At 45.0% G+C, this 23,230-nt stretch carries 16 protein-coding genes and 1 other annotated feature; of the genes, 14 read left to right on the plus strand and 2 right to left on the minus strand.

What is annotated here, in order from left to right; all coding sequences use genetic code 11:
- Nucleotide 1 precedes the first annotated feature (1 nt).
- From lonB to yihA, 3 genes are all read left to right on the plus strand, one after another.
- Nucleotides 2-1,663 (plus strand): ATP-dependent protease LonB, encoded by a 1,662-nt coding sequence (lonB, locus tag B6A27_RS10875; RefSeq protein WP_044742947.1) that lies wholly within the window; start codon nt 2-4, stop codon nt 1,661-1,663.
- A 626-nt stretch (nt 1,664-2,289) separates the two neighbouring features.
- Nucleotides 2,290-4,614: an endopeptidase La gene (lon, locus tag B6A27_RS10880; RefSeq protein ID WP_066146263.1), complete on the plus strand. Its 2,325-nt coding sequence runs from the start codon at nt 2,290-2,292 to the stop codon at nt 4,612-4,614.
- Entirely contained in the window at nt 4,611-5,192 is a 582-nt protein-coding gene (yihA, locus tag B6A27_RS10885) for a ribosome biogenesis GTP-binding protein YihA/YsxC (protein ID WP_080862115.1), read from the plus strand. The genes lon and yihA overlap by 4 nt, the downstream gene beginning before the upstream one ends.
- 134 nt (nt 5,193-5,326) lie before the next feature.
- Here the strand turns inward: yihA and B6A27_RS10890 are convergent, their stop codons facing one another.
- A complete protein-coding gene (locus tag B6A27_RS10890) occupies nt 5,327-5,812 on the minus strand; it encodes a LiaI-LiaF-like domain-containing protein (RefSeq protein WP_080862116.1) in 486 nt (161 codons plus the stop codon).
- Between the two features lie 679 nt (nt 5,813-6,491).
- Here B6A27_RS10890 and hemA point away from each other — a divergent pair.
- The 8 genes from hemA (at nt 6,492) to ysxE (ending at nt 15,016) form a co-directional block, all read left to right on the plus strand.
- The gene (hemA, locus tag B6A27_RS10895) at nt 6,492-7,832 is read left to right on the plus strand and encodes a glutamyl-tRNA reductase (protein ID WP_044742942.1); all 1,341 of its coding nucleotides are present in this window, start codon (nt 6,492-6,494) and stop codon (nt 7,830-7,832) included.
- A gap of 16 nt (nt 7,833-7,848) precedes the next feature.
- The gene (locus tag B6A27_RS10900; protein ID WP_080862117.1) at nt 7,849-8,682 is read left to right on the plus strand and encodes a cytochrome C assembly family protein; all 834 of its coding nucleotides are present in this window, start codon (nt 7,849-7,851) and stop codon (nt 8,680-8,682) included.
- Between the two features lie 14 nt (nt 8,683-8,696).
- Nucleotides 8,697-9,632 carry a hydroxymethylbilane synthase gene (gene hemC / locus B6A27_RS10905; protein ID WP_044742940.1) on the plus strand — a complete coding sequence of 312 codons (936 nt, stop codon included), beginning with the start codon at nt 8,697-8,699 and terminating at the stop codon, nt 9,630-9,632.
- Entirely contained in the window at nt 9,629-10,396 is a 768-nt protein-coding gene (locus B6A27_RS10910; RefSeq protein ID WP_080862118.1) for a uroporphyrinogen-III synthase, read from the plus strand. The genes hemC and B6A27_RS10910 overlap by 4 nt, the downstream gene beginning before the upstream one ends.
- 18 nt (nt 10,397-10,414) lie before the next feature.
- Nucleotides 10,415-11,392, plus strand: coding sequence for a porphobilinogen synthase (hemB, locus tag B6A27_RS10915; protein ID WP_080862119.1), 978 nt, complete (start codon nt 10,415-10,417; stop codon nt 11,390-11,392).
- Between the two features lie 13 nt (nt 11,393-11,405).
- Complete coding sequence (gene hemL, locus B6A27_RS10920) at nt 11,406-12,701, plus strand: glutamate-1-semialdehyde 2,1-aminomutase (protein ID WP_080862120.1); 1,296 nt, start codon at nt 11,406-11,408, stop codon at nt 12,699-12,701.
- 132 nt (nt 12,702-12,833) lie between these two features.
- Nucleotides 12,834-13,877 (plus strand): stage VI sporulation protein D, encoded by a 1,044-nt coding sequence (spoVID, locus tag B6A27_RS10925; RefSeq protein WP_080862121.1) that lies wholly within the window; start codon nt 12,834-12,836, stop codon nt 13,875-13,877.
- An 83-nt stretch (nt 13,878-13,960) separates the two neighbouring features.
- A complete protein-coding gene (gene ysxE, locus B6A27_RS10930) occupies nt 13,961-15,016 on the plus strand; it encodes a spore coat protein YsxE (RefSeq protein ID WP_201722559.1) in 1,056 nt (351 codons plus the stop codon).
- Here ysxE and B6A27_RS10935 read toward each other — a convergent pair.
- On the minus strand, nt 14,963-15,151 hold the full coding sequence (locus tag B6A27_RS10935) for a hypothetical protein (RefSeq protein WP_044742934.1): 189 nt from the start codon (nt 15,149-15,151) through the stop codon (nt 14,963-14,965). The two genes, ysxE and B6A27_RS10935, sit on opposite strands and share 54 nt — an antisense overlap.
- A 154-nt stretch (nt 15,152-15,305) precedes the next feature.
- Nucleotides 15,306-15,544, plus strand: a binding site (T-box leader).
- Between the two features lie 52 nt (nt 15,545-15,596).
- Here B6A27_RS10935 and B6A27_RS10940 point away from each other — a divergent pair.
- The 3 genes from B6A27_RS10940 to B6A27_RS10950 all read left to right on the plus strand — a co-directional run bounded on the left by B6A27_RS10940 (nt 15,597) and on the right by B6A27_RS10950 (nt 23,228).
- A complete protein-coding gene (locus tag B6A27_RS10940; RefSeq protein ID WP_080862122.1) occupies nt 15,597-18,239 on the plus strand; it encodes a valine--tRNA ligase in 2,643 nt (880 codons plus the stop codon).
- Nucleotides 18,240-18,452: 213 nt separating this feature from the next.
- Nucleotides 18,453-19,748 carry a bifunctional folylpolyglutamate synthase/dihydrofolate synthase gene (locus B6A27_RS10945; protein ID WP_080862123.1) on the plus strand — a complete coding sequence of 432 codons (1,296 nt, stop codon included), beginning with the start codon at nt 18,453-18,455 and terminating at the stop codon, nt 19,746-19,748.
- 63 nt (nt 19,749-19,811) lie between these two features.
- Complete coding sequence (locus B6A27_RS10950) at nt 19,812-23,228, plus strand: Ig-like domain-containing protein (RefSeq protein WP_080862124.1); 3,417 nt, start codon at nt 19,812-19,814, stop codon at nt 23,226-23,228.
- The last annotated feature ends 2 nt before the right edge of the window (nt 23,229-23,230 follow it).

A 23,230-nucleotide genomic window follows, 5' to 3' on the forward strand; every position in this document is an offset into this window, starting at 1 on the left:
AATGAACTGGACAAACATCGCTTTATTTGTGCAACTATTTTTTGGGGTCATTATCGGTCTCTACTTTTGGAATTTGCTCAAAAATCAACGTACCCAGAAGGTTTCGATTGATAAAGAATCGCGAAAAGAAATGGAGCAGCTTCGAAAGCTCCGTTCAATTTCTTTAACAGAACCGCTTGCTGAAAAGGTGAGACCAAAGCATTTCAGCGATATTGTCGGACAAGAGGATGGCATTAAGGCATTGAAAGCGGCATTGTGCGGGCCCAATCCCCAGCATGTCATCATTTACGGGCCTCCGGGAGTTGGAAAAACAGCGGCTGCTCGCCTTGTATTAGAAGAAGCGAAAAAAAATCCGGTTTCGCCGTTTAAAAAAAATGCGGTATTTGTGGAACTAGATGCGACCACCGCTCGATTTGATGAACGAGGCATTGCCGATCCGCTTATCGGCTCTGTCCACGATCCGATTTATCAAGGGGCGGGGGCGATGGGACAAGCTGGCATTCCGCAGCCAAAGCAGGGAGCTGTTACACACGCGCATGGAGGAATTCTTTTTATTGATGAAATTGGTGAGCTGCATCCTATTCAGATGAATAAACTGCTTAAAGTGCTTGAGGATCGAAAAGTGTTTTTCGAAAGCGCCTATTATAGTGAAGAAAATCCGCAAATCCCGACTCATATTCACGACATTTTCCAAAATGGTCTTCCTGCCGATTTTCGTCTTGTCGGGGCAACGACGAGGACGCCAAATGAAATTCCTCCGGCCATTCGTTCTCGTTGCCTTGAAGTATTTTTCCGTGAGCTTGATCAAGAGGAAGTGGCGCTCATTGCTCGGAAGGCGGCGGAGAAGATTCACTTGAATGTTTCAGAAAACGGCATTCGCCTTTTGGCAACGCATGCGCGAAATGGTCGCGAAGCGGTTAATTTAATGCAAATTGCCGCAGGGATTGCTATTTCTGAAAAACGCGATACGATTCTCGATAAAGATATCGAATGGGTCATTCATTCGAGCCAGCTTTCGCCAAGGTATGAAAAGAAAATTCACGAAACCTCAACGGTCGGCTTCGTCAATGGTCTAGCCGTGTACGGGCCGAATACCGGGGCGTTGTTGGAGATTGAAGTGACCGCCCTGCCGACAAAAGAAAAGGGAACACTCAATATTACAGGGATTGTGGAAGAAGAAAGCATCGGCAGCGGAGAAAAATCGATTCGTCGAAAAAGTATGGCACGCGGCTCGATTGAAAACGTGATTACGGCATTAAGGGCAATGGGGGTCCCAGCCGATCGCTATGATATCCACGTAAATTTCCCAGGCGGTATTCCGGTTGATGGTCCATCCGCAGGAATTGCAATGGCAGTAGGCATTTATTCCGCCATTTATCGTCTGCCGGTAGACCCGACGATCGCCATGACGGGAGAAATTAGCATTCATGGCCATGTTAAGCCCGTGGGGGGAATTTTTCCGAAAGTAAAGGCAGCCAAACAAGCGGGAGCGAAAAAAGTGATCATTCCATTTGAAAACATGCAATCCATGCTCAATGAAATCAACGGTATTGAAATCATCCCTGTCCGCCGTTTAGAAAACGTCCTCTCTGTTCTATTCGGACAGGAAAGAGATGGCTCGATTCCAGCTGCTGCCGATCAATCTGAGACGAAGTTCGTGTAGTGAAATGACGGCTTTGGCGCGCTGTATGTTCGCTGCGTCAAAGTCGGCTTTTCTTTGTTGAAAGAAATTCGCCGCGAAAATCTGATCGATCTTATCACGGTTCATGATTCGGCATTCGATCCATGAGCGAATGGTCTCCCAACAAAAATCGATGCTCATTCAAACGCAAAATTTGCTGCTTTCGGCGGTCGGACCGTCATATACGGAGGAATGTTGGCGCATCCAATGAGAGTTCTATCGTTACGTTGCTTAAATAAACAAGCGCAAGATCCACTCGGTTCTATATCGAGAAAGAATAGCATTAGTCTATTATAGGGAAAGCGGAGCCTTGCACATGTAGCTCTGGACTATGCACCGATCGGACGCTTAAAACAATGAATTGTTTAGTCTGAAAGAGGTATGGCTCGAAGCTTGGTTACGCGCTTGTGCGGTTTATCTGCGACGGTCGGAAGAATTTGTTTTCCTTTTTCCATAAAATCAAGTTGTTCCATCTTTGGGGTGCGCTTGTAGATAGGAGAAATAGGGAGCATGAATTTTATAGATGAATCCATGTACTTCTGATTTTACAAACATATGATGGTGCTATACAATAGACGAATAGAAAGTGAAGTGTGGAGGTGTTTGCCGTGGCGAAAAAGAAAGAGACCATCGTTCCCCTCCTTCCATTGCGGGGATTACTCGTATTCCCGACGATGGTGTTGCATCTTGATGTCGGCCGAGAAAAGTCGGTTCAAGCGTTGGAAAAGGCAATGGTCGAGGATCATATCGTTTTGCTTACATCACAAAAGGATGTTTCGATTGATGAACCGAGTGTGGACGAGCTATATGAGATGGGAACGCTGGCGCGTGTGAAGCAGCTGTTAAAGCTTCCGAACGGAACGTTCAGAGTATTAGTGGAAGGGATTTGCCGGGCGAAAATCATAGCAACGGTTCATGAAGAGCCTTGCTTTATCGTCAAGGCCGAAAAATTTGTTGATCCCGAAGTGAAAGATTTAGAAGACGAAGCTCTTAAACGGACCATGCTTGAATATTTTGAGCAATACATAAATTTATCGAAAAAACTCTCTGCTGATATTTTTGCTTCTGTAGCTGACATTGATGAACCAGGGCGGATGGCTGATATTATTGCTTCACATTTGCCGCTGAAGCTTGAAGGAAAACAAGAAATCTTAGAAACAGTAGATATTAAGGAACGAGTTCATAAAATTATTCAAGTGCTTCACAACGAAAAAGAAGTGCTGCAGCTGGAGAAAAAAATTAGTATGCGTGTGAAGCAGTCGATGGAACGGACCCAAAAGGAATACTATTTGCGTGAGCAAATGAAGGCCATTCAAAAAGAGCTTGGCGAAAAGGAAGGAAAAACAGGAGAGGTTGAAACACTTAAAGAAAAAATCGAAGCGGCTGGAATGCCGGATCATGTAAAGGAAACAGCCTTAAAAGAGCTGGACCGTTATGAGAAGGTCCCGTCTACTTCAGCGGAAAGCTCGGTAATCCGCAACTATCTTGATTGGCTCCTTGCCCTTCCGTGGAAAAAACAAACGGAGGATATTCATAACATTAAGCGAGCGGAAGCGATTCTGCATGAAGAGCATTACGGGTTGGACAAGGTGAAAGAACGGGTGCTCGAATATTTATCTGTACAGCAATTGACCCAATCACTAAAAGGTCCGATTCTTTGTTTAGCTGGTCCGCCGGGAGTCGGAAAAACATCGCTTGCTCGTTCTATCGCTAAATCGCTGAACCGTCATTTTGTTCGCATCTCGTTAGGAGGAGTGCGCGATGAATCGGAAATTCGCGGACATCGCCGCACATACGTGGGAGCGATGCCGGGACGAATTATTCAAGGAATGAAAAAAGCGGGCACCATTAATCCCGTTTTTCTGCTTGATGAAATTGATAAAATGTCGAGTGACTTCCGCGGCGATCCATCAGCAGCGCTTCTGGAGGTCCTTGACCCAGAACAAAACCATACATTCAGCGACCACTATATTGAAGAGCCGTATGATTTATCAAAGGTCATGTTTATTGCAACAGCTAACAATCTTGCTACCATTCCGCAACCGCTATTGGATCGTATGGAAATTATTACGATACCTGGTTATACAGAGGTTGAGAAGCTTCATATCGCGCGGCAGCATTTGCTTCCAAAGCAACTGAAGGAACATGGCTTGAAAAAAGCGAGCTTGCAAATGCGCGATGAAGCCATTTTACACATCATTCGCTATTATACGCGCGAAGCCGGCGTGCGCGAGCTAGAACGTCAGCTAGCCGCCATTTGCCGAAAAGCGGCCCGCTTCATTGTATCTGAAGAAAAGAAACGAGTAGTATTGACGGAAAAGAACCTTGAAGAGTTTTTAGGAAAGCGGAAGTATCGTTACGGCCAGGCGGAGCTGCAAGATCAAATTGGAGTAGCAACAGGGCTTGCCTATACGCCATTTGGCGGAGATACGTTATCCATTGAAGTTTCCGTCACTCCTGGAAAAGGAAAATTAGTGCTGACAGGAAAACTGGGCGACGTCATGAAAGAATCGGCGCAGGCCGCCTTCAGCTATATCCGTTCTCGTGCTGAAGAGCTTGGAGTCAGTCCGGATTTTCATGAGAAAAATGATATTCATATTCATGTTCCCGAAGGAGCGATTCCAAAAGACGGGCCTTCAGCGGGAATTACCATTGCCACGGCTTTGATTTCTGCTTTGACAGGACGGCCCGTCAGCCGTTTTGTCGGGATGACGGGTGAAATTACTTTGCGTGGCCGTGTGTTGCCGATCGGCGGATTAAAAGAGAAAACATTAAGCGCCCACCGCGCGGGATTGAAAACCATTATTTTGCCAAAAGAGAATGAAAAAGACTTAGAGGATATTCCAAATATCGTGAAAAAAGATTTGGAATTTATCCTTGTCTCTCACTTAGACGAAGTATTACAACATGCATTAGTAGGGGATAAGCTATGAAGGTAACAGCAGCTGAAATTACGATAAGCGCAGTCAAGCCGGAGCAATATCCGGCTGGCATGCTTCCAGAGTTTGCATTGGCAGGGCGTTCGAATGTTGGAAAATCGTCCTTTATCAATAAAATGATTAACCGTAAAAATTTGGCGCGTACTTCTTCGAAACCCGGAAAGACGCAGACGCTGAATTTCTATCTTATTAATGAAGCGTTTTATTTTGTCGATGTTCCAGGCTATGGATTTGCTAAAGTCTCAAAGCAGGAAAGGCAAGCTTGGGGAAAAATGATGGAAACGTACTTTACAACAAGAGAGCAGCTCAAAGCCGTGATATTAGTGATCGATTTGCGTCATCCACCAACGAAGGATGATGTGATGATGTACGAATTTTTAAAATATCATCAGCTCCCAACCATTGTGGTTGCGACGAAGGCCGATAAAGTGCCAAAAGGAAAATGGCCGAAGCACCAAAAAGTCGTTCGGGAAACATTAAAAATGGCGAAAGAGGATGAAGTGATTCTTTTCTCAGCAGAAACCGGGCAAGGAAAAGAAGAAGCGTGGTCCGCTTTATTGCGCAAAATGTAATGAAGTCCAAACACAAGAAGGTAGACGAAATCCTTTTATTTCGTCTACCTTCTTTTTTAGGCATCATCCATTCTTCCGGTTTTTTCGGTTCGAATAAGGGCGAAGACAGCTTCTTATGCCGGGTACCGCATGAATTATTTCTTTTTAACAAATAATATGTATAAACCAAAAAGAATCAGCAACAACGGCCAAAATCTCCAAATCGAAGAAATGCTTGTTTGAAAAAGGAGAAAAAAATCGCTAAACCGATCAGAAAACAGCATAAAACAAGCTAAAATAAAAAAAAGCAAGCTTTGGACAAATCCGGTTTTCGTTTTTCGAGCACTGAGGAAAAAAGCCAGTGAAATAATCAAAAACAAGACGCCGATATGCTTCGGCCAGATTGGCAACAGCTGAGAAAGAAGAAAATGAAGACCAAAGCCTAATAGCACCGTACCGGGAAAGATGTGCTGATATTCACGGGCATAGTATGCTTGTCCAAGCAAAGCCATTCCAAAAATAACAAGCAAAGCCGGCCAGCCTTGAAACACTTTTAAAAACGCAAGCTGCAACTGTCCTCCTAAAAAATAGATTCCTAAGCCAACCAGCACAATCCCGGAAAAAATTCCATGTTTTTTCATCTGTCTCTCCTCATTTCTATATATGATGATGCAACTTGATGATGTTCCTATTTGCAGCGATAGGGAGTTTAGGCCGTTTTCTACAGTCGGGTGGTTGAGCTACGCCGTTTCACAGAAGGATGAATGGAAGTTGAAAGCGGTATGGCTCCCGTCTTCGTCACAAAGATGCGTGATAAAAAGCAAGCCTGTGACCTTTTATAGATCGCGTTCGTTCCATCCTGAAGTTGTATAGCCTTAAAATCTGGAACATATCGTTCATTCCAAAGCAGAGCCCCATTTCCTCGACGGTAGGCGGTGAACAAGAGCCAAACAATATCCGCTTCTACGACCAATGAATTTGCTTAGAAACGATACTGTTCGGTCGTCCGACCGGTGCAATGAGCCCCTTACTGGCGCTTATGCTGTTTTTCGGCGCGCGTACGCTTTGGGTTGCGAAGCCGCTATTTTATTTGCTAGCGGCACTTATACAATAAACGTAGCTTGATGAATGCCGCTTTTTTTGTTAAGGTACATATGGGAGAAACATGATCTCGGATCAGTCAAACATCTGGTGTGATTCTGTATAAAAGTTTATCATAGACTTTCAAATTGTGTTCAAATTTTTTTTCGGTATCCTGTCCATAGACATGCTATAATATATGGAGATGTCATGTACTTTCGTTGAGGGGGTATAGGAAAAGTGCATATTCTTGTCGTTGGCATAAATTATAAAACGGCCCCTGTAGAAATTCGTGAAAAGCTTGCATTTAGCGAATCGGAATTGGTCGAAGCGATGAAGCTTTTGCAGCAGCAAAAGGGCATTTTAGAAAACGTCATCATTTCGACGTGCAATCGTACAGAAATTTATGCTGTTGTCGACCAAGTGCATACTGGGCGCTATTATATAAAAACGTTTTTAGCAAACTGGTTTCAGCTTGAAAAAGAAATATTGACGCCATATTTGACGATTTTGGAGCATGAAGCGGCGATCGAGCATCTATTTCGTGTCGCCTGCGGCTTAGATTCGATGATTTTAGGCGAGACGCAAATACTGGGACAAGTGCGTGCTAGCTTTTTGCTTGCTCAAGAGGAACACACGATTGGCACGATTTTTAAACAGCTATTTAAGCAAGCCATTACGCTCGCCAAACGTGCCCATTCTGAGACAGAAATCGGTTCAAATGCCGTGTCTGTAAGCTATGCGGCCGTAGAATTAGCGAAAAAGATTTTTGGAGATTTATCGACTAAGCGCGTTCTGATTATTGGAGCCGGAAAAATGGGGGAACTGGCTCTGCAAAATCTTTATGGAAGCGGCGTGCAGCAAGTGACGGTTATTAACCGCACATTTGAAAAGGCCAAGCATTTAGCTGAGAAATTTTCCGGGAATGCGAAGCCGCTTTCTGAGCTGCAGTGCGCCTTGATTGATGCCGACATTTTAATCAGCTCCACAGGCGCAAAAGGTTATGTCATTACGAAGGAAGTAATGACGCATGTAGAGAGAATGCGGAAAGGCCGTCCGCTTTTTATGGTGGATATCGCTGTGCCGCGCGACTTGGATCCGGCGCTTTCGGAGCTTGACAGCGTTTTCTTGTACGATATTGATGATTTAGAGGGAATTGTTCAAGCGAATTTGGCGGAACGCAAAAAAGCAGCAGAACAAATTGAAATGATGATTGAAGCTGAATTGGTGGAATTTCAGCATTGGCTCCATACATTGGGCGTTGTGCCGGTGATTGCCGCGCTTCGCGAAAAAGCATTGGCCATTCAAGAGGAAACGATGCAAAGCATCGAACGGAAGCTGCCGCATTTGTCGGAGCGTGACCGGAAAGTGTTAAATAAGCATACGAAAAGCATTATCAATCAATTGTTGCGCGACCCGATTTTGCGTGCCAAGGAATTAGCGGCTGAACCGAACGCAGAAGAGGCGCTTCAGCTGTTTGCGAAAATTTTTAATATTGAAGATGCCTTGCAAGTGCCCAAACCATCTCGCGATCCTCGCGTAGATGCTGAACGCTCGGTTGTACCATCTCTACAGCCATAAGAGAGGAATTTTGCGAATGCTAGAGATGAATGTGACAAGGTTGTACGAAATATCCGTACTTTTGTACGCATTATCTGTGTCTTTATATTTTATAGATTTTTTGCATCATAACCGGAAGGCAAACCGCACGGCCTTCTGGTTACTTTCTATTGTCTGGGTTTTTCAAACCGCCTTTTTCTTGCTGCGCATCGTCGAAACGAAGCGCTTTCCGATTTTGACGATGTCGGAAGGTCTTTATTTTTATGCGTGGGTGTTGATCACGCTGTCGCTTGTTATCAACCGTTTGCTGCGTGTGGATTTTATCGTGTTTTTTACAAACGTACTCGCCTTTTTTATGTTGGCGCTGCATACGTTTGCGCCTGCTCATTATCAATCGGAAGCGACGGCGGAAAAGCTTATTTCTGAATTGCTGATTATTCATATTACGATGGCCATTCTCGCTTATGTGGCGTTTTCTCTATCGTTTGTTTTTTCTGTTTTATACATGATTCAGTATCATTTATTAAAGCAGAAAAAATGGGGGAAACGCTTGTTGAGAATGACGGACTTAACCAAATTGGAGGAAATGTCCCATATTTTAAATTTAATCGGATTGCCCATGTTGCTTCTTGGACTTATTTTAGGGCTCATTTGGGCTTATATTAAAATTGAACATTTTCACTGGTATGATGCAAAAGTGCTTGGTTCGTTTTTGGTGCTTGCAGTGTACAGCTTTTATTTTTACAAGAGAATTGTTCAAGGAATTCGCGGCAAAACGATCGCATTGTGGAATATCGGATCATTTTTCTTTTTACTGATCAACTTTTTCTTATTTGGTAGCTTATCGAAGTTCCATCTTTGGTATTCATAATGGAGGAAGAACATATGCGGAAAATTATTGTCGGTTCGCGCCGCAGCAAGCTTGCTTTAACGCAAACAAACTGGGTCATCTCACAGCTGAAGGAGCTTGGTGCGCCGTTCGAATTTGAAGTTAGGGAAATGGTAACAAAGGGCGATCAAATTTTACATGTGACGTTGTCCAAGGTTGGTGGAAAAGGACTATTTGTGAAAGAAATTGAACAAGCCATGCTGAATAAGGAGATTGATATGGCCGTTCATAGCATGAAAGATATGCCGGCTATCTTGCCGCATGGACTAACCATTGGCTGCGTTCCGAAGCGGGAAAATCCTCGCGATGTCATGATTAGCAAACAGCGGCTTTCATTTGCAGAGCTTCCAAGCGGAGCGGTGGTTGGAACGAGCAGTCTGCGCCGTTCTGCTCAACTGTTGGCAAGACGCCCTGACATTCAAATAAAATGGATTCGCGGCAATATTGATACAAGGCTAGCCAAATTACAAACAGATGAATATGATGCCATCATTTTGGCTGCGGCAGGCCTTTTGCGGATGGGATGGGCTGAGGAGGTTGTGACGGAATATTTATCGACGGATATTTGCCTTCCGGCTGTCGGCCAAGGAGCGCTAGGGATTGAATGCCGTGAAGACGATGAAGAGCTGCTAGAATGGCTGCAAAAATTAAATGATCGTGAAACGGAACGCGCTGTTCTTGCAGAACGCGCCTTTTTGCGGGAAATGGAGGGAGGCTGCCAAGTTCCAATTGCCGGATACGGTTATGTGAACAAGCGAGATGAAGTCGTGTTTACAGGTCTTGTTGCTTCTCCTGATGGAAAAGAAGTCTATAAAGATATGGCTGTCGGAACCGACCCGGAGGAAGTAGGAAGAAAAACAGCCGAGGTGCTTGCGGAATTTGGAGCCAAAGCATTGATTGATCGGCTGAAAGAGGAGTTAGATCAATCATGAAAACACTTCCTTTGCAAGGGAAAAGCATCCTTGTCACAAGAGGGAAGGAGCAGGCAAATGAATTTTCAGCCAAGCTGAGAAAAGCGGGAGCTTGTCCGATAGAAATTCCGTTAATTTCTATTTCAGCTGTAACGGAACGGGAGCATGTAGAGAAATGTCTTAGCCGTTTATCAAGCTATCGTTGGCTTGTGTTTACAAGCGCAAACGGTGTCCGCTTTTTCTTTTCATTTATAACCGATAAGACGACGCTTCCTCATGTAGCGGTCGTTGGCACAAAAACGGCTCACGCTTTAGAAAAAAGGGGCATTCATCCCGATATCATACCAGATCGGTTTGTTGCCGAGGGACTGGCAGAGGCGATGAAAGCAGCGATTGAGCCCGGCGACCGAATCTTGCTTGTCAGAGGAAACCTGGCGCGACAGAATCTGAAGGAAGAGCTGGCCGAGCTTGGAGCGGAGGTTACCGATCTCGTTGTTTATGAAACACACCTTAATGAAAGCGGCAAGGAAGAACTGTTTCATTTATTGAGCAAGCGAGCGATAGATATTATGACCTTTACAAGCTCGTCAACGGTCCAAAGTTTCATGCAAATGGTTGAAGGGGAGAACTGGCAGGAATTAATCGAATCTTGCGTTATTGCCTGCATCGGGCCGATTACTAAGCATACGGCCGAACAATTCGGTTTGACGGTACATATTTGTCCTGATCAATATACAATTGATGATATGATAGAAGCGATGGAAAAATTTTTTATAAACCGTTGATTTATTGGAGGGAAAACGATGGACGCATTACAATTTCACCGCCACCGCCGTTTGCGGCAAACGGAGAATTTACGGGCGATGGTGCGGGAAACACATATTCATGTAGAAGATTTCATTTATCCGGTTTTTGCGATCGAAGGAGAAAATGTAAAACAAGAAGTTCCATCAATGCCTGGAGTGTACCAATTTTCATTGGATCGCTTAAACGACGAAATTGCGGAAGCGGTAGAGCTCGGAATTAAATCTGTCATTATCTTCGGCATTCCGAACGAAAAAGATGAAGTAGGATCTCAAGCATATTGTGAGCATGGCATTGTGCAGAAGGCCATTCGCCAAGTAAAACAATCCTTTCCTGATCTTGTGGTAATTGCCGACACATGTTTGTGCGAATATACAAGCCACGGACATTGCGGCGTTGTCGAACAGGAGGAAGTATTGAACGACCCATCGCTTGAACTGCTTGTAAAAACAGCGGTGAGCCAAGCAAGTGCCGGGGCAGATATTATCGCGCCATCCAATATGATGGACGGCTTTGTGGCGGCCATTCGCCGTGGGCTGGATGAAGCGGGCTTTGCTCACGTGCCGATTATGTCTTATGCTGTGAAATATGCCTCTGCTTTTTATGGACCGTTTCGTGATGCCGCTAATAGCACACCGCAATTTGGAGACCGCAAGACCTATCAAATGGATCCAGCTAACAGGCTTGAAGCGTTTCGCGAAGCTGAGTCCGATGTGGCTGAAGGCGCCGATTTTATTATGGTAAAACCGGCTCTTGCCTATTTAGATATTATCCGCGATATGAAAAACCGTTTTCACCTTCCGATTGTGGCATACAATGTGAGCGGGGAGTACGCGATGATCAAAGCTGCGGCGCAAAACGGTTGGGTGAACGAAAAACAAATTGTGCTGGAAATGCTGCTTGGCATGAAGCGGGCCGGCGCTGACTTAATTTTAACTTACTTCGCAAAAGATGTAGCCCGCTGGCTCAAAGAATAGGGGGCGAGGAAAGATGAGAAGCTACGAACGTTCAAAACGAGCCTATCAAGAAGCGGTGCAGCTGCTGCCCGGAGGGGTGAACAGCCCCGTTCGCGCCTTTCGATCCGTAAACATGGACCCGATTTTCATGGCGCACGGAAAAGGCTCCAAGATTTATGATATCGACGGAAACGAATATATTGACTATGTTTTGTCATGGGGACCGCTTATTCTCGGACATGCAAATGAACGGGTGGTCGAAGCGCTGAAAAAAGTAGCGGAAAACGGTACAAGTTTTGGCGCGCCAACATTAATGGAAAACGAGCTAGCAAAGCTTGTGATCGAGCGTGTGCCATCGATAGACATTGTGCGCATGGTCAATTCCGGAACAGAAGCGACGATGAGCGCGTTGCGTCTAGCTCGTGGTTACACAGGACGAAACAAAATTCTTAAATTTGAAGGCTGTTATCATGGACATGGCGACTCGTTATTAATCAAAGCCGGATCAGGAGTAGCGACACTTGGTTTACCTGACAGCCCGGGCGTGCCGAAATCCGTCGCGCAAAATACCATCACGGTGCCTTATAATGATTTAGAAAGTGTCCAATATGCTTTCGAGCAATTTGGTGAAGACATTGCTGCGATCATTGTTGAACCGGTTGCCGGAAATATGGGAGTCGTTCCGCCGCTGCCTGGGTTTTTACAAGGATTGCGGGACATTACGAATGAATACGGGGCATTGCTTATTTTTGATGAGGTAATGACAGGTTTTCGTGTTGACTATCACTGTGCCCAAGGCTATTTTGGCATTATTCCGGATCTAACCTGTCTTGGTAAAGTCATCGGCGGCGGTCTTCCGGTTGGCGCATATGGCGGCAAAGCGGAGATCATGGAACGTATTGCTCCGAGCGGTCCGATCTATCAGGCTGGTACGTTATCGGGCAATCCGCTTGCGATGACAGCTGGATATGAAACATTAATTCAGCTCACTCCAGAAACATATGAACAATTTAAGAAAAAAGCGGATCGTTTAGAGGAAGGATTGCGAAAAGCGGCAGAAGCGTATGATATTCCTCATGCGATCAATCGCGCTGGTTCCATGATCGGCTTCTTCTTTACAAATGAAAAAGTCGTGAATTATGAAAAAGCGAAAACCTCCGACCTTGAGATGTTTGCTGCTTATTACCGCGAAATGGCTGAGCAAGGCGTATTCCTGCCACCGTCTCAATTTGAGGGCATGTTCTTATCGACTGCGCATACGGATGAAGATATTGAAAAAACGATTGAAGCAGCGGAAAAAGCGTTTGCTAAGCTGAAGGAAAAACGATAATGGAGACAAATGGACTGTGTACTTTCGTTAGGCACAGTCCATTTTTTTATTCATATTCTTTTTTTCACGCTCATAAATTGATAATGTCATTATAAAAAAGTTTGGACGAAAGAAACGGAAGGAGGAGTACGTTTGGATCAATCATATTTGCGCTTTTCGCTTGAGGAAGCGATCTGGTTTAAAAAGGGACAGGAAGTCCAAGAGTTTCTCTCAGTGTCTTTAGATCCGGTCATTTCCGTTGATGAATACGAGCATTATATTACCATTCGCGGAGCGCTTGAACTTAGCGGAGAATATCGTATGGCAGATGATGAAGAGGGAGAAGATGTAGAATTATACGACTTTGGTACGCATCGGTTTATTCAGTACATTGAAACACGTGAAGATGGGATCACGGAGCTGTTTCATCGATTTCCTGTCGATATTACCATTCCGAAGAACCGGATTGTGAATTTGGAAGATGTTTATGTCACGATTGAATCATTTGATTATGATTTAGGGCAAGATGGCCGTCTCTCGTTAATGGCGGATATTTCGATAAGCGGAATCAGTGAAGACACGGATGATGAAGCCGAGGATGAAGATGGGGAACCATGGTTCGAGCCGTTTGAAACAGTGGCGCGCAAGGAACTTTATGATGAAGAATATGAAGATGAATATGGCCGCTTTGAATCCAGCATCCATGCGGAAAACGAAGAGAATCTCGAAAACCATGGATGGAGTAATGAAAATGCTGAACAAGACAACGAGCATTGGAATCCTATTTTCGACCAAGCTGAAGAAAATGAAGAGACAGAGCCGGAGTTTGAAAATCACGGTCCGTTGATCGCCAACAACGAAAACAATGAAGCGCCAGAGCATGAAACAAAAGTATCAATTGGAGCATCCAAGCATAAGGATCAGGAAAACCATCAAGCTGTCGAGGGCGAAGAAACAAAAAAACAGAGAAAAGAAAATGCTCTCTATTTAACACAGTTGTTTTCAAAGGATCAAGCAGAAGATTTTTCAAGACTAAAAATTTGCATTGTTCAGCAAGGCGATTCGATGGACAAGATTGCACAGCGTTACGATTTAAGCATCCAACAAATATTAAGGGCCAACCAGCTTGACTATGAAGCTGAGCTTCGTGAAGGACAGCTATTATATATCCCCGTGCCGGCCAATAGCCGCCCGTAAGCCTAAAAATCTCCCACTTTCACGTCTTATCACAGCGAAAAAGTGGGAGATTTCTTTTCGAATGCAAGGAAAGGGGGATTTTTTTGAATACGCGATTGGATGACCATGTCATTTTAAGACAATACCATTTGCAGCCTTCCCATATTGTGAATGATGGAAAGGTGAAAAAAATATATACAAATGAAGGGGTTTTTGTGCTCAAGGAAATCAAAAGCCAAAAAAGCCTTCAGGCAGTGAAGCAAGCGTATCGGTTTTACGGACCGCATATCGTGCCCATTTACGCCGCGAGAAATGGGGCGCCATTTGTCGCAGAAGCCGGCCGCTATTATTATTTAATGCCGTGGATATCTGGCGAGGAAAAGCGTGAGGAGAACCGCTTTCTTTCGTTTTTTCGCGATCTTGCGTGGCTGCATCGCCAGACGCTGCAAGAGGTTCCAATCAATCAAGAAGAAGTGAAAAAATATTACGAGGCACAGAAGCAGGAATGGGAAAAGCAGCGCTCATTTTTGCAAGCTTATGCGGAGCAATGCGAGAAAGAGTGGTATATGTCCCCCTTTCAGCTGCACTTTTGTACGTATTTTCATGAAACGATGCAGGCATACTGGTTTGCGGAGACGCAGCTCGAAACTTGGTATGAAAGAATAAAAGAACAAAAAAAGTGGCGGATTTCTTTCATCCATGGAAAGCCGGCGTTATCTCATTATATTCCTAACCATCATCAGGGAAAACGGTGTTTTTTAAGCTGGGAACGGGCGCGCTGGGCTTCGCCGCTTGCCGATGTATGGCTATCTTTACAAGATTACGTGCGGATCGCGCCGCCAATGGATGAGAGCTGGATTCAGGGATTCAGCGAATATGAAGGGCAATTGATGATTCAGGAGGAAGAGAGGGCTTTTTTTATGAGCCACGCCGCTCCTCCGTCTCATTTCTATCGATTGATTTCCCGATATGGAGAACAAAAGCAGGAAAAGAGCGAATACGATAGCGTTGTGCAGCTGCATCGGGAATATTGGAGAATGAAGCAAATAGAATATATCATGATGCGGCTTGTCCAGATCAATGAAAAAAAGGGGGAAGAGCAAACCCTAAATCCACTCGAGCCGGAAAGCGATCGCCAGCAAGATGAAGATCGCCAATAAGATGACATCGAAGGTCGTTGGCAAGAAAATCGTTCGAACCGCCTGAAAAATCGTAATCGGAATAATGATTTGCACACAAACGATGCGAATTTGCCGAAGCCATGGCGGCCAAGAATATGGATTAAACCTTTTCATGGATGTTCCCTCCTTTCTATCAGCCATTACTATTACAGTATGAAACCAAACGTTTTTTGTCACCGGAAATTAAAGATAAGAATAAACCGATAAAAAGATGGAAAAGATGATTGACGATGAAATTAGTTTTTCGGTAGTATGTATAGTGAACAGATGAAAAGCGAAGACAGGGAAGAGTACAACGAATAACCCTTTCAGAGAGGGAAATCAATAGCTGCGAGATTTCCTAGGACGTTATCGTTGGAAGGTCGCCCTTGAGCTGCTTCTTTGAACAGTGCTTAGCTTAGTAAAAGAAGCCGGTTGCAGCCGTTAATGCCTGAGGTGCCTAAGCGTTTTTTGGTTTGCTTAGGAAAAAAGGTGGTACCGCGAAAGAGATCTCCTTTCGTCCTTTTCGGATGAAGGGAGTTTTTTATTTTGCAGAAACATCATTAGGAGGGATAAACAGATGGATACAAAAGAGTTGACGATGCCGACGAAGTACGATCATAAAGCGGTTGAAACGAATCGCTATCAATGGTGGCTTGAAGGCAAATTTTTTGAAGCGGCTGGCGGAGAAGACAAGCAGCCGTTTACCATCGTCATTCCGCCACCGAACGTAACAGGAAAACTGCATTTAGGACATGCGTGGGATACGACGCTGCAAGACATTATCACACGCATCAAGCGAATGCAGGGCTATGATGTGTTATGGCTTCCGGGAATGGACCATGCAGGTATTGCGACGCAGGCAAAGGTGGAAGAAAAGCTGCGCAATCAGGGACTTTCTCGTTACGATTTAGGGAGAGAAAAATTTGTGGAGGAAACATGGAAGTGGAAAGAGGAATATGCGAGCCATATTCGTGCGCAATGGGCAAAATTAGGCCTTGGGCTTGATTACACACGCGAGCGCTTTACCTTAGATGAAGGGTTATCAAAGGCGGTGCGTGAAGTATTTGTGTCCCTTTACCGAAAAGGGTTGATTTATCGCGGAGAATATATTATCAACTGGGATCCAGTGACAAAAACCGCTTTATCAGATATTGAAGTGATTTACAAAGACGTGCAAGGTGCGCTCTATCATATGCGCTATCCGCTCGCCGACGGCTCAGGATATATTGAGGTAGCGACAACGCGTCCAGAAACCATGCTTGGTGACACAGCAGTGGCCGTGCATCCAGAAGATGAACGCTATCAACATTTAATTGGCAAAACGGTGATTCTGCCGATTACCGGTCGGGAAATCCCGATTATTGGCGATGAATACGTCGATATGGAGTTTGGCTCTGGAGCTGTCAAAATTACTCCTGCACATGATCCGAACGACTTTGAAATCGGCAATCGCCATAATCTGCCGCGCATTCTCGTCATGAACGAAGACGGAACAATGAACGATCACGCTATGCAGTATAAAGGATTGGACCGTTTTGAATGCCGCAAGAAAATTGTCAAGGATCTCCAAGAGCAAGGCGTCTTATTTAAAATTGAAGAGCATTTGCATTCTGTCGGCCATAGCGAGCGCAGCGGAGCTGTTGTCGAGCCGTATTTATCAACACAATGGTTCGTGAACATGAAGCCGCTTGCTGAAGCTGCGATTGAATGGCAAAAAAGAGAGGACAAAGTCAACTTTGTGCCAGAGCGATTTGAGAAAACGTATTTACATTGGATGGAAAATATCCGCGATTGGTGTATTTCACGGCAATTATGGTGGGGACATCGCATCCCAGCTTGGTATCACAAAGAAACGGGTGACATCTATGTGGATCATGAACCGCCGGCAGATATTGAAAACTGGGAACAAGATCCAGATGTATTAGATACATGGTTCAGCTCGGCATTGTGGCCATTTTCAACAATGGGCTGGCCAAATAAAGAGTCAAGTGATTATCAGCGCTACTATCCAACGGATGTGCTTGTAACAGGCTACGACATCATTTTCTTCTGGGTATCGCGCATGATTTTCCAAGCTCTTGAATTTACCGGCACTCGTCCGTTTAAAGATGTATTGATCCATGGCTTGGTACGCGATGCTCAAGGACGAAAAATGAGTAAATCGCTCGGCAATGGCGTGGACCCGATGGACGTCATCGACCAATATGGCGCTGATTCGCTGCGTTATTTCTTAGCGACAGGCAGCTCGCCGGGCCAAGACCTACGCTTCAGCACGGAAAAGGTAGAAGCAACATGGAATTTTGCCAATAAAGTATGGAACGCTTCACGTTTCGCTCTGATGAATATGGATGGTTTAACGTATGAAGAGATTGATTTGGACGGTGAAAAATCCGTTGCTGATAAATGGATTTTAACTTGTTTAAATGAAACGATTGAAACGGTTACAAAGCTTGTAGAAAAATATGAGTTCGGCGAAGTCGGACGCGTTCTTTATAACTTTATTTGGGACGATCTATGCGACTGGTACATTGAAATGGCGAAACTGCCCCTATATGGCGCTGATGAAGCGGCCAAAAAAACTACTCGTTCGGTGCTTGCCTATGTACTTGATCAAACGATGCGCCTGCTGCATCCATTTATGCCGTTCATTACCGAGGAAATTTGGCAGCATTTGCCTCATGAAGGCAAATCCATTACGGTCGCATCTTGGCCAAAGGTGCGTTCTGAATGGACAGATCGTGAAGCGGCCGAAGAAATGCGTCTGCTTGTTGATATAATCCGTGCCGTGCGCAATATTCGCGCGGAAGTGAATACTCCGTTAAGCAAGCCCATTAAACTGCATATTAAAGCAAAGGATGCTGCTATTCAAGCAACGCTTGAGCGAAACCGCGCTTACATTGAACGCTTCTGCAATCCTAGCGAGCTGGTGATTGGTACAGATATAGCTGCAGCTGAAAAAGCGATGACAGCGGTCGTTACCGGCGCAGAGCTCAGCTTGCCGCTTGAGGGCCTTATCAATATTGAAGAAGAATTAAAGCGTTTAGAAAAAGAACTTGAAAAGCTCGATAAAGAGGTAGAACGAGTTCAGAAGAAACTAAGCAACGAAGGCTTCATCACCAAAGCGCCGGCGCATGTCATTGAGGAAGAACGCAAAAAAGAACAAGACTACATGGAAAAACGCGATGCTGTGCGGGCGCGCATTGCTGAATTAAAAGGATAGACCACAAGTGTTGATGATGCACGCCCAACGAATGGCTTGTCGACTATGGCAGAAAAGCTAGGAATTAAGCAATGTCAATAGGCTTTTATTGGATCATCAACACACCTGAGGATAGACAATAGCTGAATCGGTCATATATGATGAAGACGGGTCCATGCGTAGGATTCCGTCTTCCTTTTGCTTGCCGCAAAAAATCCGTGAGGAGGAGAGAACATGATCCAAACATATGATGAGGCACTCAAATGGATTCATCAACGGTTACGCTTGGGAATTAAGCCAGGATTAAAGCGGATGGAATGGATGATGGACAAGCTTGGCCATCCAGAACGCCGGGTAAAAGCTGTTCATATTGCAGGAACAAACGGAAAAGGGTCGACGCTTTGCTATTTACGACAAATTTTACAGGAAGCGGGCTATTCAGTCGGAACGTTCACGTCTCCTTATGTTGAACAATTCAACGAACGGATAAGTGTGAACGGTCAGCCGATTTCCGATGCGGAGCTGCTTCAGCTTGCGCAAACCATCGAACCGCTTGCTGAAGAGTTAGGAAAAACGGAGCTTGGAGAGCCGACCGAATTTGAAATCATTACAGCCATGATGTTTTATTACTTCGGCAAAGTGAACATTCAAGATGTGGTTGTGATAGAAACAGGCCTTGGAGGGCGATGCGATTCCACGAATATCATTTATCCGTTGCTATCGATTATTACAAACATCGGATATGACCATATGCATATATTAGGGGAAACGCTTGAAGCAATCGCATTTGAAAAAGCGGGTATTATCAAGCCGGGAGTTCCCGTGATCACGGCTGTTGAGCAACCGGAGGCGCTTCAGGTTATAAAAGAGAGAGCAGCTGAGGCAAAAGCGAAGGCCTATATTCTTGACCGTGATTTTGCCGCAGCAGATTTTGAGCCAATGGAGACAGGAGAGCAATTTTCCGTCGAAACTCCGTTTGCCCAATATCCCCGTTTAGCAACGACGATGTTTGGAGCGCACCAAGTGAAAAATGCGGCGCTTGCCGTCATGGCCGCTGATTATTTGCGGACCTATTATTCTTTTATTATTGAAGAATCTCATATTCGCAGTGGAATTGAACAGGCGCAATGGCTGGGACGCTTTGAAAGGATTTCTAATGAACCGCTCATGATTATTGATGGAGCTCATAACGAGGAAGGGATTCAGAGCTTGATTGAAACGGTAAAAACACATTATGCGGATAAAGCTGTGCATATCTTGTTTGCCGCTTTAACAGATAAACCGCTTAACAAAATGATTCAGACACTTGCGAATATGGCTGCTTCGATCACGTTCACATCGTTCGATTTTCCGCGGGCAGCGACGGCTAAACAGCTCGAGGAGCTATGCTCACATCCAAATAAAGCATGTACGGAGAATTGGCAAGAATGGCTGACTGAAAAACAAGAAAAATATACAGAACAAGATCTTTTTTTAATTACGGGATCGCTTTATTATATTTCAGAAGTACGAAAGTTTTTAAAAAATTAATATATTTATAGCTATGATTGCTGTTATAATAAAGAAAATGGGACTTTGGGAGGGGGGATTGCTGTGAAAAGGTCATTTTTGGTACTTTTGTCGGTGTTGCTGCTGCTTCCGTTTTTTCCGGCAAGCTTTGTAAAACATGCTGCCGCAAGCACCAATTCGTTTGAAGTGTTGGAGATTGTAAGTCAATTATCTTCTCCATCGCCTTTACAGCAGGAAATCGGCAGTCGCCAAGATATTAACATCACGACGATGACGATGAAGCGATTTGTGGCGCTGCGCGATGAACTGGATGGCAAATACGACGCGATTGTGATTTCAAAAGGAGATTATAGTCCTGCTTCCGTCAAGTCATCACCAGACTCCAGTTCTTCGCAGCGAGCCCGTGCCCATGATACGAGAGACGTGATGAACGATATAACCAATTTACGCGCGCAGCAAATCAAACAGTTTTATATTGATAAAGGGTTGCCCGTGTTTCTGCATCAAGACGTATTCAAATATACCGACAGTAAATTGTACCAACAGTTTAAGCAATATCGAGCAAACACGGCCAGCAACGTGATTGTGTTCCAAAATCAAACCGGTCTCGCCAATTATTTAGCGAACCGGGCGGGCCGTCCGCGCGTCCAGGTGACAAGCGCCCCATCATCCACGCAAGTATTTAAAAAAGGAGACAGCATCACCTTTTCTTACCAGATTGTCAATTACCAACGCTTTTCAAATAAGCTGCTTACTGTTAATTTGTATATTGATTCTGATTTTAACGATCAATATACGAATGAAGAAATTGTGGCTTCTAAGGAAGTCAAGAGTCAGTCAGGCACGATTTCTTACACGTTTCCAGCCGGATTTTCCGGCGTGCGCTACTGGAAGCTGGAAGTCGTTGACGAGGCTACAGCACTGAAGGACTATGAAAAAGGATATGTCAAATTTCAGGATGTCGTCCCTAAAATTAACGTGCTGCAAATCCGCAGCGGAAATGATGCCAGCTCGCTTCTAAACAGCAAAAACATGAACCAGTCCTATTTAAAGCGGACGAATGAATATGAAATTTCGATCGATGTGACAACATTAAGCGACTTTCAAAAAAGCCGGCAATATGAACCGAATTACTCTCATGAAGTGATCAATGGCAAGTACGATATGATTATTTTCGGATTTGCCGATTGTTATAACGGCTGTAACAATCCCATCAACTTAAACGCGAATGCGGTCCAGTCTGTGAAGAATTTTATTGCGACAGGACAAAGTGTCATGTTTACTCATGATATTATGTTTGGAAAAAATAACGTTTGGGTGAATGAATTCGGATCCATTGTCGGCCAAATTCAGCCGCAAACAGATTTAGGAAATGGAGCGCCGAATACGTCGACAAGCACGAAAAGGGTGAACAGCGGCTTAATCACCGACTATCCGTTTCAGCTTGCTGACAACATTACAGTGGCCACGACGCACAATCAATATTATACGCTCGATCTCGAAGACAGCTCGGTCATTCCTTGGTATAACATCGTCGGGTCCAATCGCGATGTGTATGACAGCTGGAACCATTACTATACGTATTCGAAAGGAAATGTGACCTATTCGGGAACGGGGCATGTCGGCACATCGGCTGGCTTCCCAGACGATGAGCAAAAGCTGTTCGTCAATACAATGTATCGCGCCTTTTTCGGTTCCAATCATGCACCGCAGCTGACCGTGTTTACCCCGCGGGAGACGGAGGAAATTCCGAGCAATCAAAAGATTGAGCTGTCTTATAAGGTGGAAGATTTGGATTTAACGGACCGCACGCTGGCCACGAAAGTATGGCTGAACGGAAACGAAGTATATTCGAACAGCCTTGTGCCAAACGGAACGACAGTCATTCAGTCGATTCCTCATCAAATGCCGAACGGTGGGAAAGCGACTATCAAAATTGAAGTAACAGACGCAAAAGGAGCCAAAGTGACGAAGGAGTTTCAAGTAACCATTCAAAGGGTGACCGCCAATCTTGAGGTGAGCCGCTCCATTACAGCGACGCTGACTCCTGTTGATCGCAGCGTGACAGTGGAGTATACGCTGAACCCAAAACAGCTTTCCTTAACGACTAACTCGCCGTTAACCGTCACCAATATTCAGTTTCAAGAAAAGCTGCCGGCTGGCGTGGAGGTGACCTCGCTTCCAAACGGCTTTACTAAACAAGGAAGCATCGATCAGGGGTATACGATTACAGGAAAATTGCCGAACATTTCGTATCAGCAGAATGGCTCGCTCTTTACAGCGCCTCAGCAGACCTTTGCCATTCAGCTGACGCCGACGAAAAAAGGGGAGTTTTCGCTGCAGCAAGCTACTTTATCGTATCAAGATTTGAATGGCCAGACAGCGAATTTGTCCTTTAATCCGCTGCGCTTTGTGTCTGATTATGAAATCACCAGTGTCTCACTTCCTGATACCGTCTTTATCAATCGCGGCGTACCGAAAAATTTAAACCTGCTTTTGAGCATTTCGCCGCAAAACGCTACCGTCGCATCGATAGAATGGAGCGAAGCTAGCAATGGCTCGATCGTATCAGTGGACAAAATGGGAGTGCTTACCGCGATCAATAAAGGAAGTGCGGAAGTAACGGTGAAAGTGAAAGACGCATTTGGCAATGAACGAACGGCAAAAACAAAAGCGATCGTCCGCATTCCGGTCGATTCGATTGAGATGAGCGATTTTACGGTTAGGGTCGGAGAGACCATACCAATTCCGATCACCGTTACACCAGCGGATGCGAGGGAAAGCGTTGCGTATTCCATTGGCGATAATCGATATGCCGATCTCGATCAAATCAATGGGACGATAACCGGAAAAACAGAAGGAGTGACCACATTGACCGCGAAAGCCTTTGATGCGGACGATCAGCTGGTGGAGAAGACGGTCAATGTCACAGTTCGAGCCGTTCCGGTCGAGAGCGTCACTGTTTTTCCAGCGACGGCCTCCATCCATCTTCATGACAAGCTTTCTTTGAAGGCGACGATTTTGCCGGGAAACGCAACAAATAAACAGATTCAATGGAGCTCATCTGATTCGACCGTTGCCACAGTCGATGAAAACGGAAAAGTGGTCGGTGTCGGTACAGGAACAGCGGTGATTACGGCGACCGCCCACAATGGCGTTCAAGGAACAGCCGTCATTCATGTGGGAGTGCCGTTGACCGGCATTTCGCTTCCGTCAACGATAACGGTCGAAAAAGGAAAAACGTTCAGCGTGCGAGCTTATTTGGCGAAAATACCAGCCAATGCGACCACTTCAATTACAAGCTATGAATATCATGTAGAGGACAGTTATTATGCGGTCGTCGATGACAGCGGAGAAGTTACTGGCAAACGACTAGGACAGACGGTGCTTACCGTTCAAGTGACGGATGAAAACAGTAAGGTTTGGACGGCGACGACCACGATTCGCATCGTCGAGCACACGGATCATTCAAATGGCGGCGAAAATGGCTGGCTGTATTAGAT

Source organism: Anoxybacillus sp. UARK-01 (genome assembly GCF_002075365.1).
In the GTDB taxonomy this organism is placed as follows: Bacteria; Bacillota; Bacilli; order Bacillales; family Anoxybacillaceae; genus Anoxybacteroides; species Anoxybacteroides rupiense.

What these genes read in the sequence shown, in the direction of transcription:
- B6A27_RS10935 (WP_044742934.1), bottom strand. Translation starts at nt 15,151, where the DNA reads ATGAAAAGGTTTAATCCATATTCTTGGCCGCCATGGCTTCGGCAAATT.
- B6A27_RS10910 (WP_080862118.1), top strand. Translation starts at nt 9,629, where the DNA reads ATGAAAACACTTCCTTTGCAAGGGAAAAGCATCCTTGTCACAAGAGGG.
- B6A27_RS10900 (WP_080862117.1), top strand. Translation starts at nt 7,849, where the DNA reads ATGCTAGAGATGAATGTGACAAGGTTGTACGAAATATCCGTACTTTTG.
- B6A27_RS10940 (WP_080862122.1), top strand. Translation starts at nt 15,597, where the DNA reads ATGGATACAAAAGAGTTGACGATGCCGACGAAGTACGATCATAAAGCG.
- yihA (WP_080862115.1), top strand. Translation starts at nt 4,611, where the DNA reads ATGAAGGTAACAGCAGCTGAAATTACGATAAGCGCAGTCAAGCCGGAG.
- lonB (WP_044742947.1), top strand. Translation starts at nt 2, where the DNA reads ATGAACTGGACAAACATCGCTTTATTTGTGCAACTATTTTTTGGGGTC.
- hemB (WP_080862119.1), top strand. Translation starts at nt 10,415, where the DNA reads ATGGACGCATTACAATTTCACCGCCACCGCCGTTTGCGGCAAACGGAG.
- B6A27_RS10945 (WP_080862123.1), top strand. Translation starts at nt 18,453, where the DNA reads ATGATCCAAACATATGATGAGGCACTCAAATGGATTCATCAACGGTTA.
- B6A27_RS10890 (WP_080862116.1), bottom strand. Translation starts at nt 5,812, where the DNA reads ATGAAAAAACATGGAATTTTTTCCGGGATTGTGCTGGTTGGCTTAGGA.
- hemL (WP_080862120.1), top strand. Translation starts at nt 11,406, where the DNA reads ATGAGAAGCTACGAACGTTCAAAACGAGCCTATCAAGAAGCGGTGCAG.
- hemC (WP_044742940.1), top strand. Translation starts at nt 8,697, where the DNA reads ATGCGGAAAATTATTGTCGGTTCGCGCCGCAGCAAGCTTGCTTTAACG.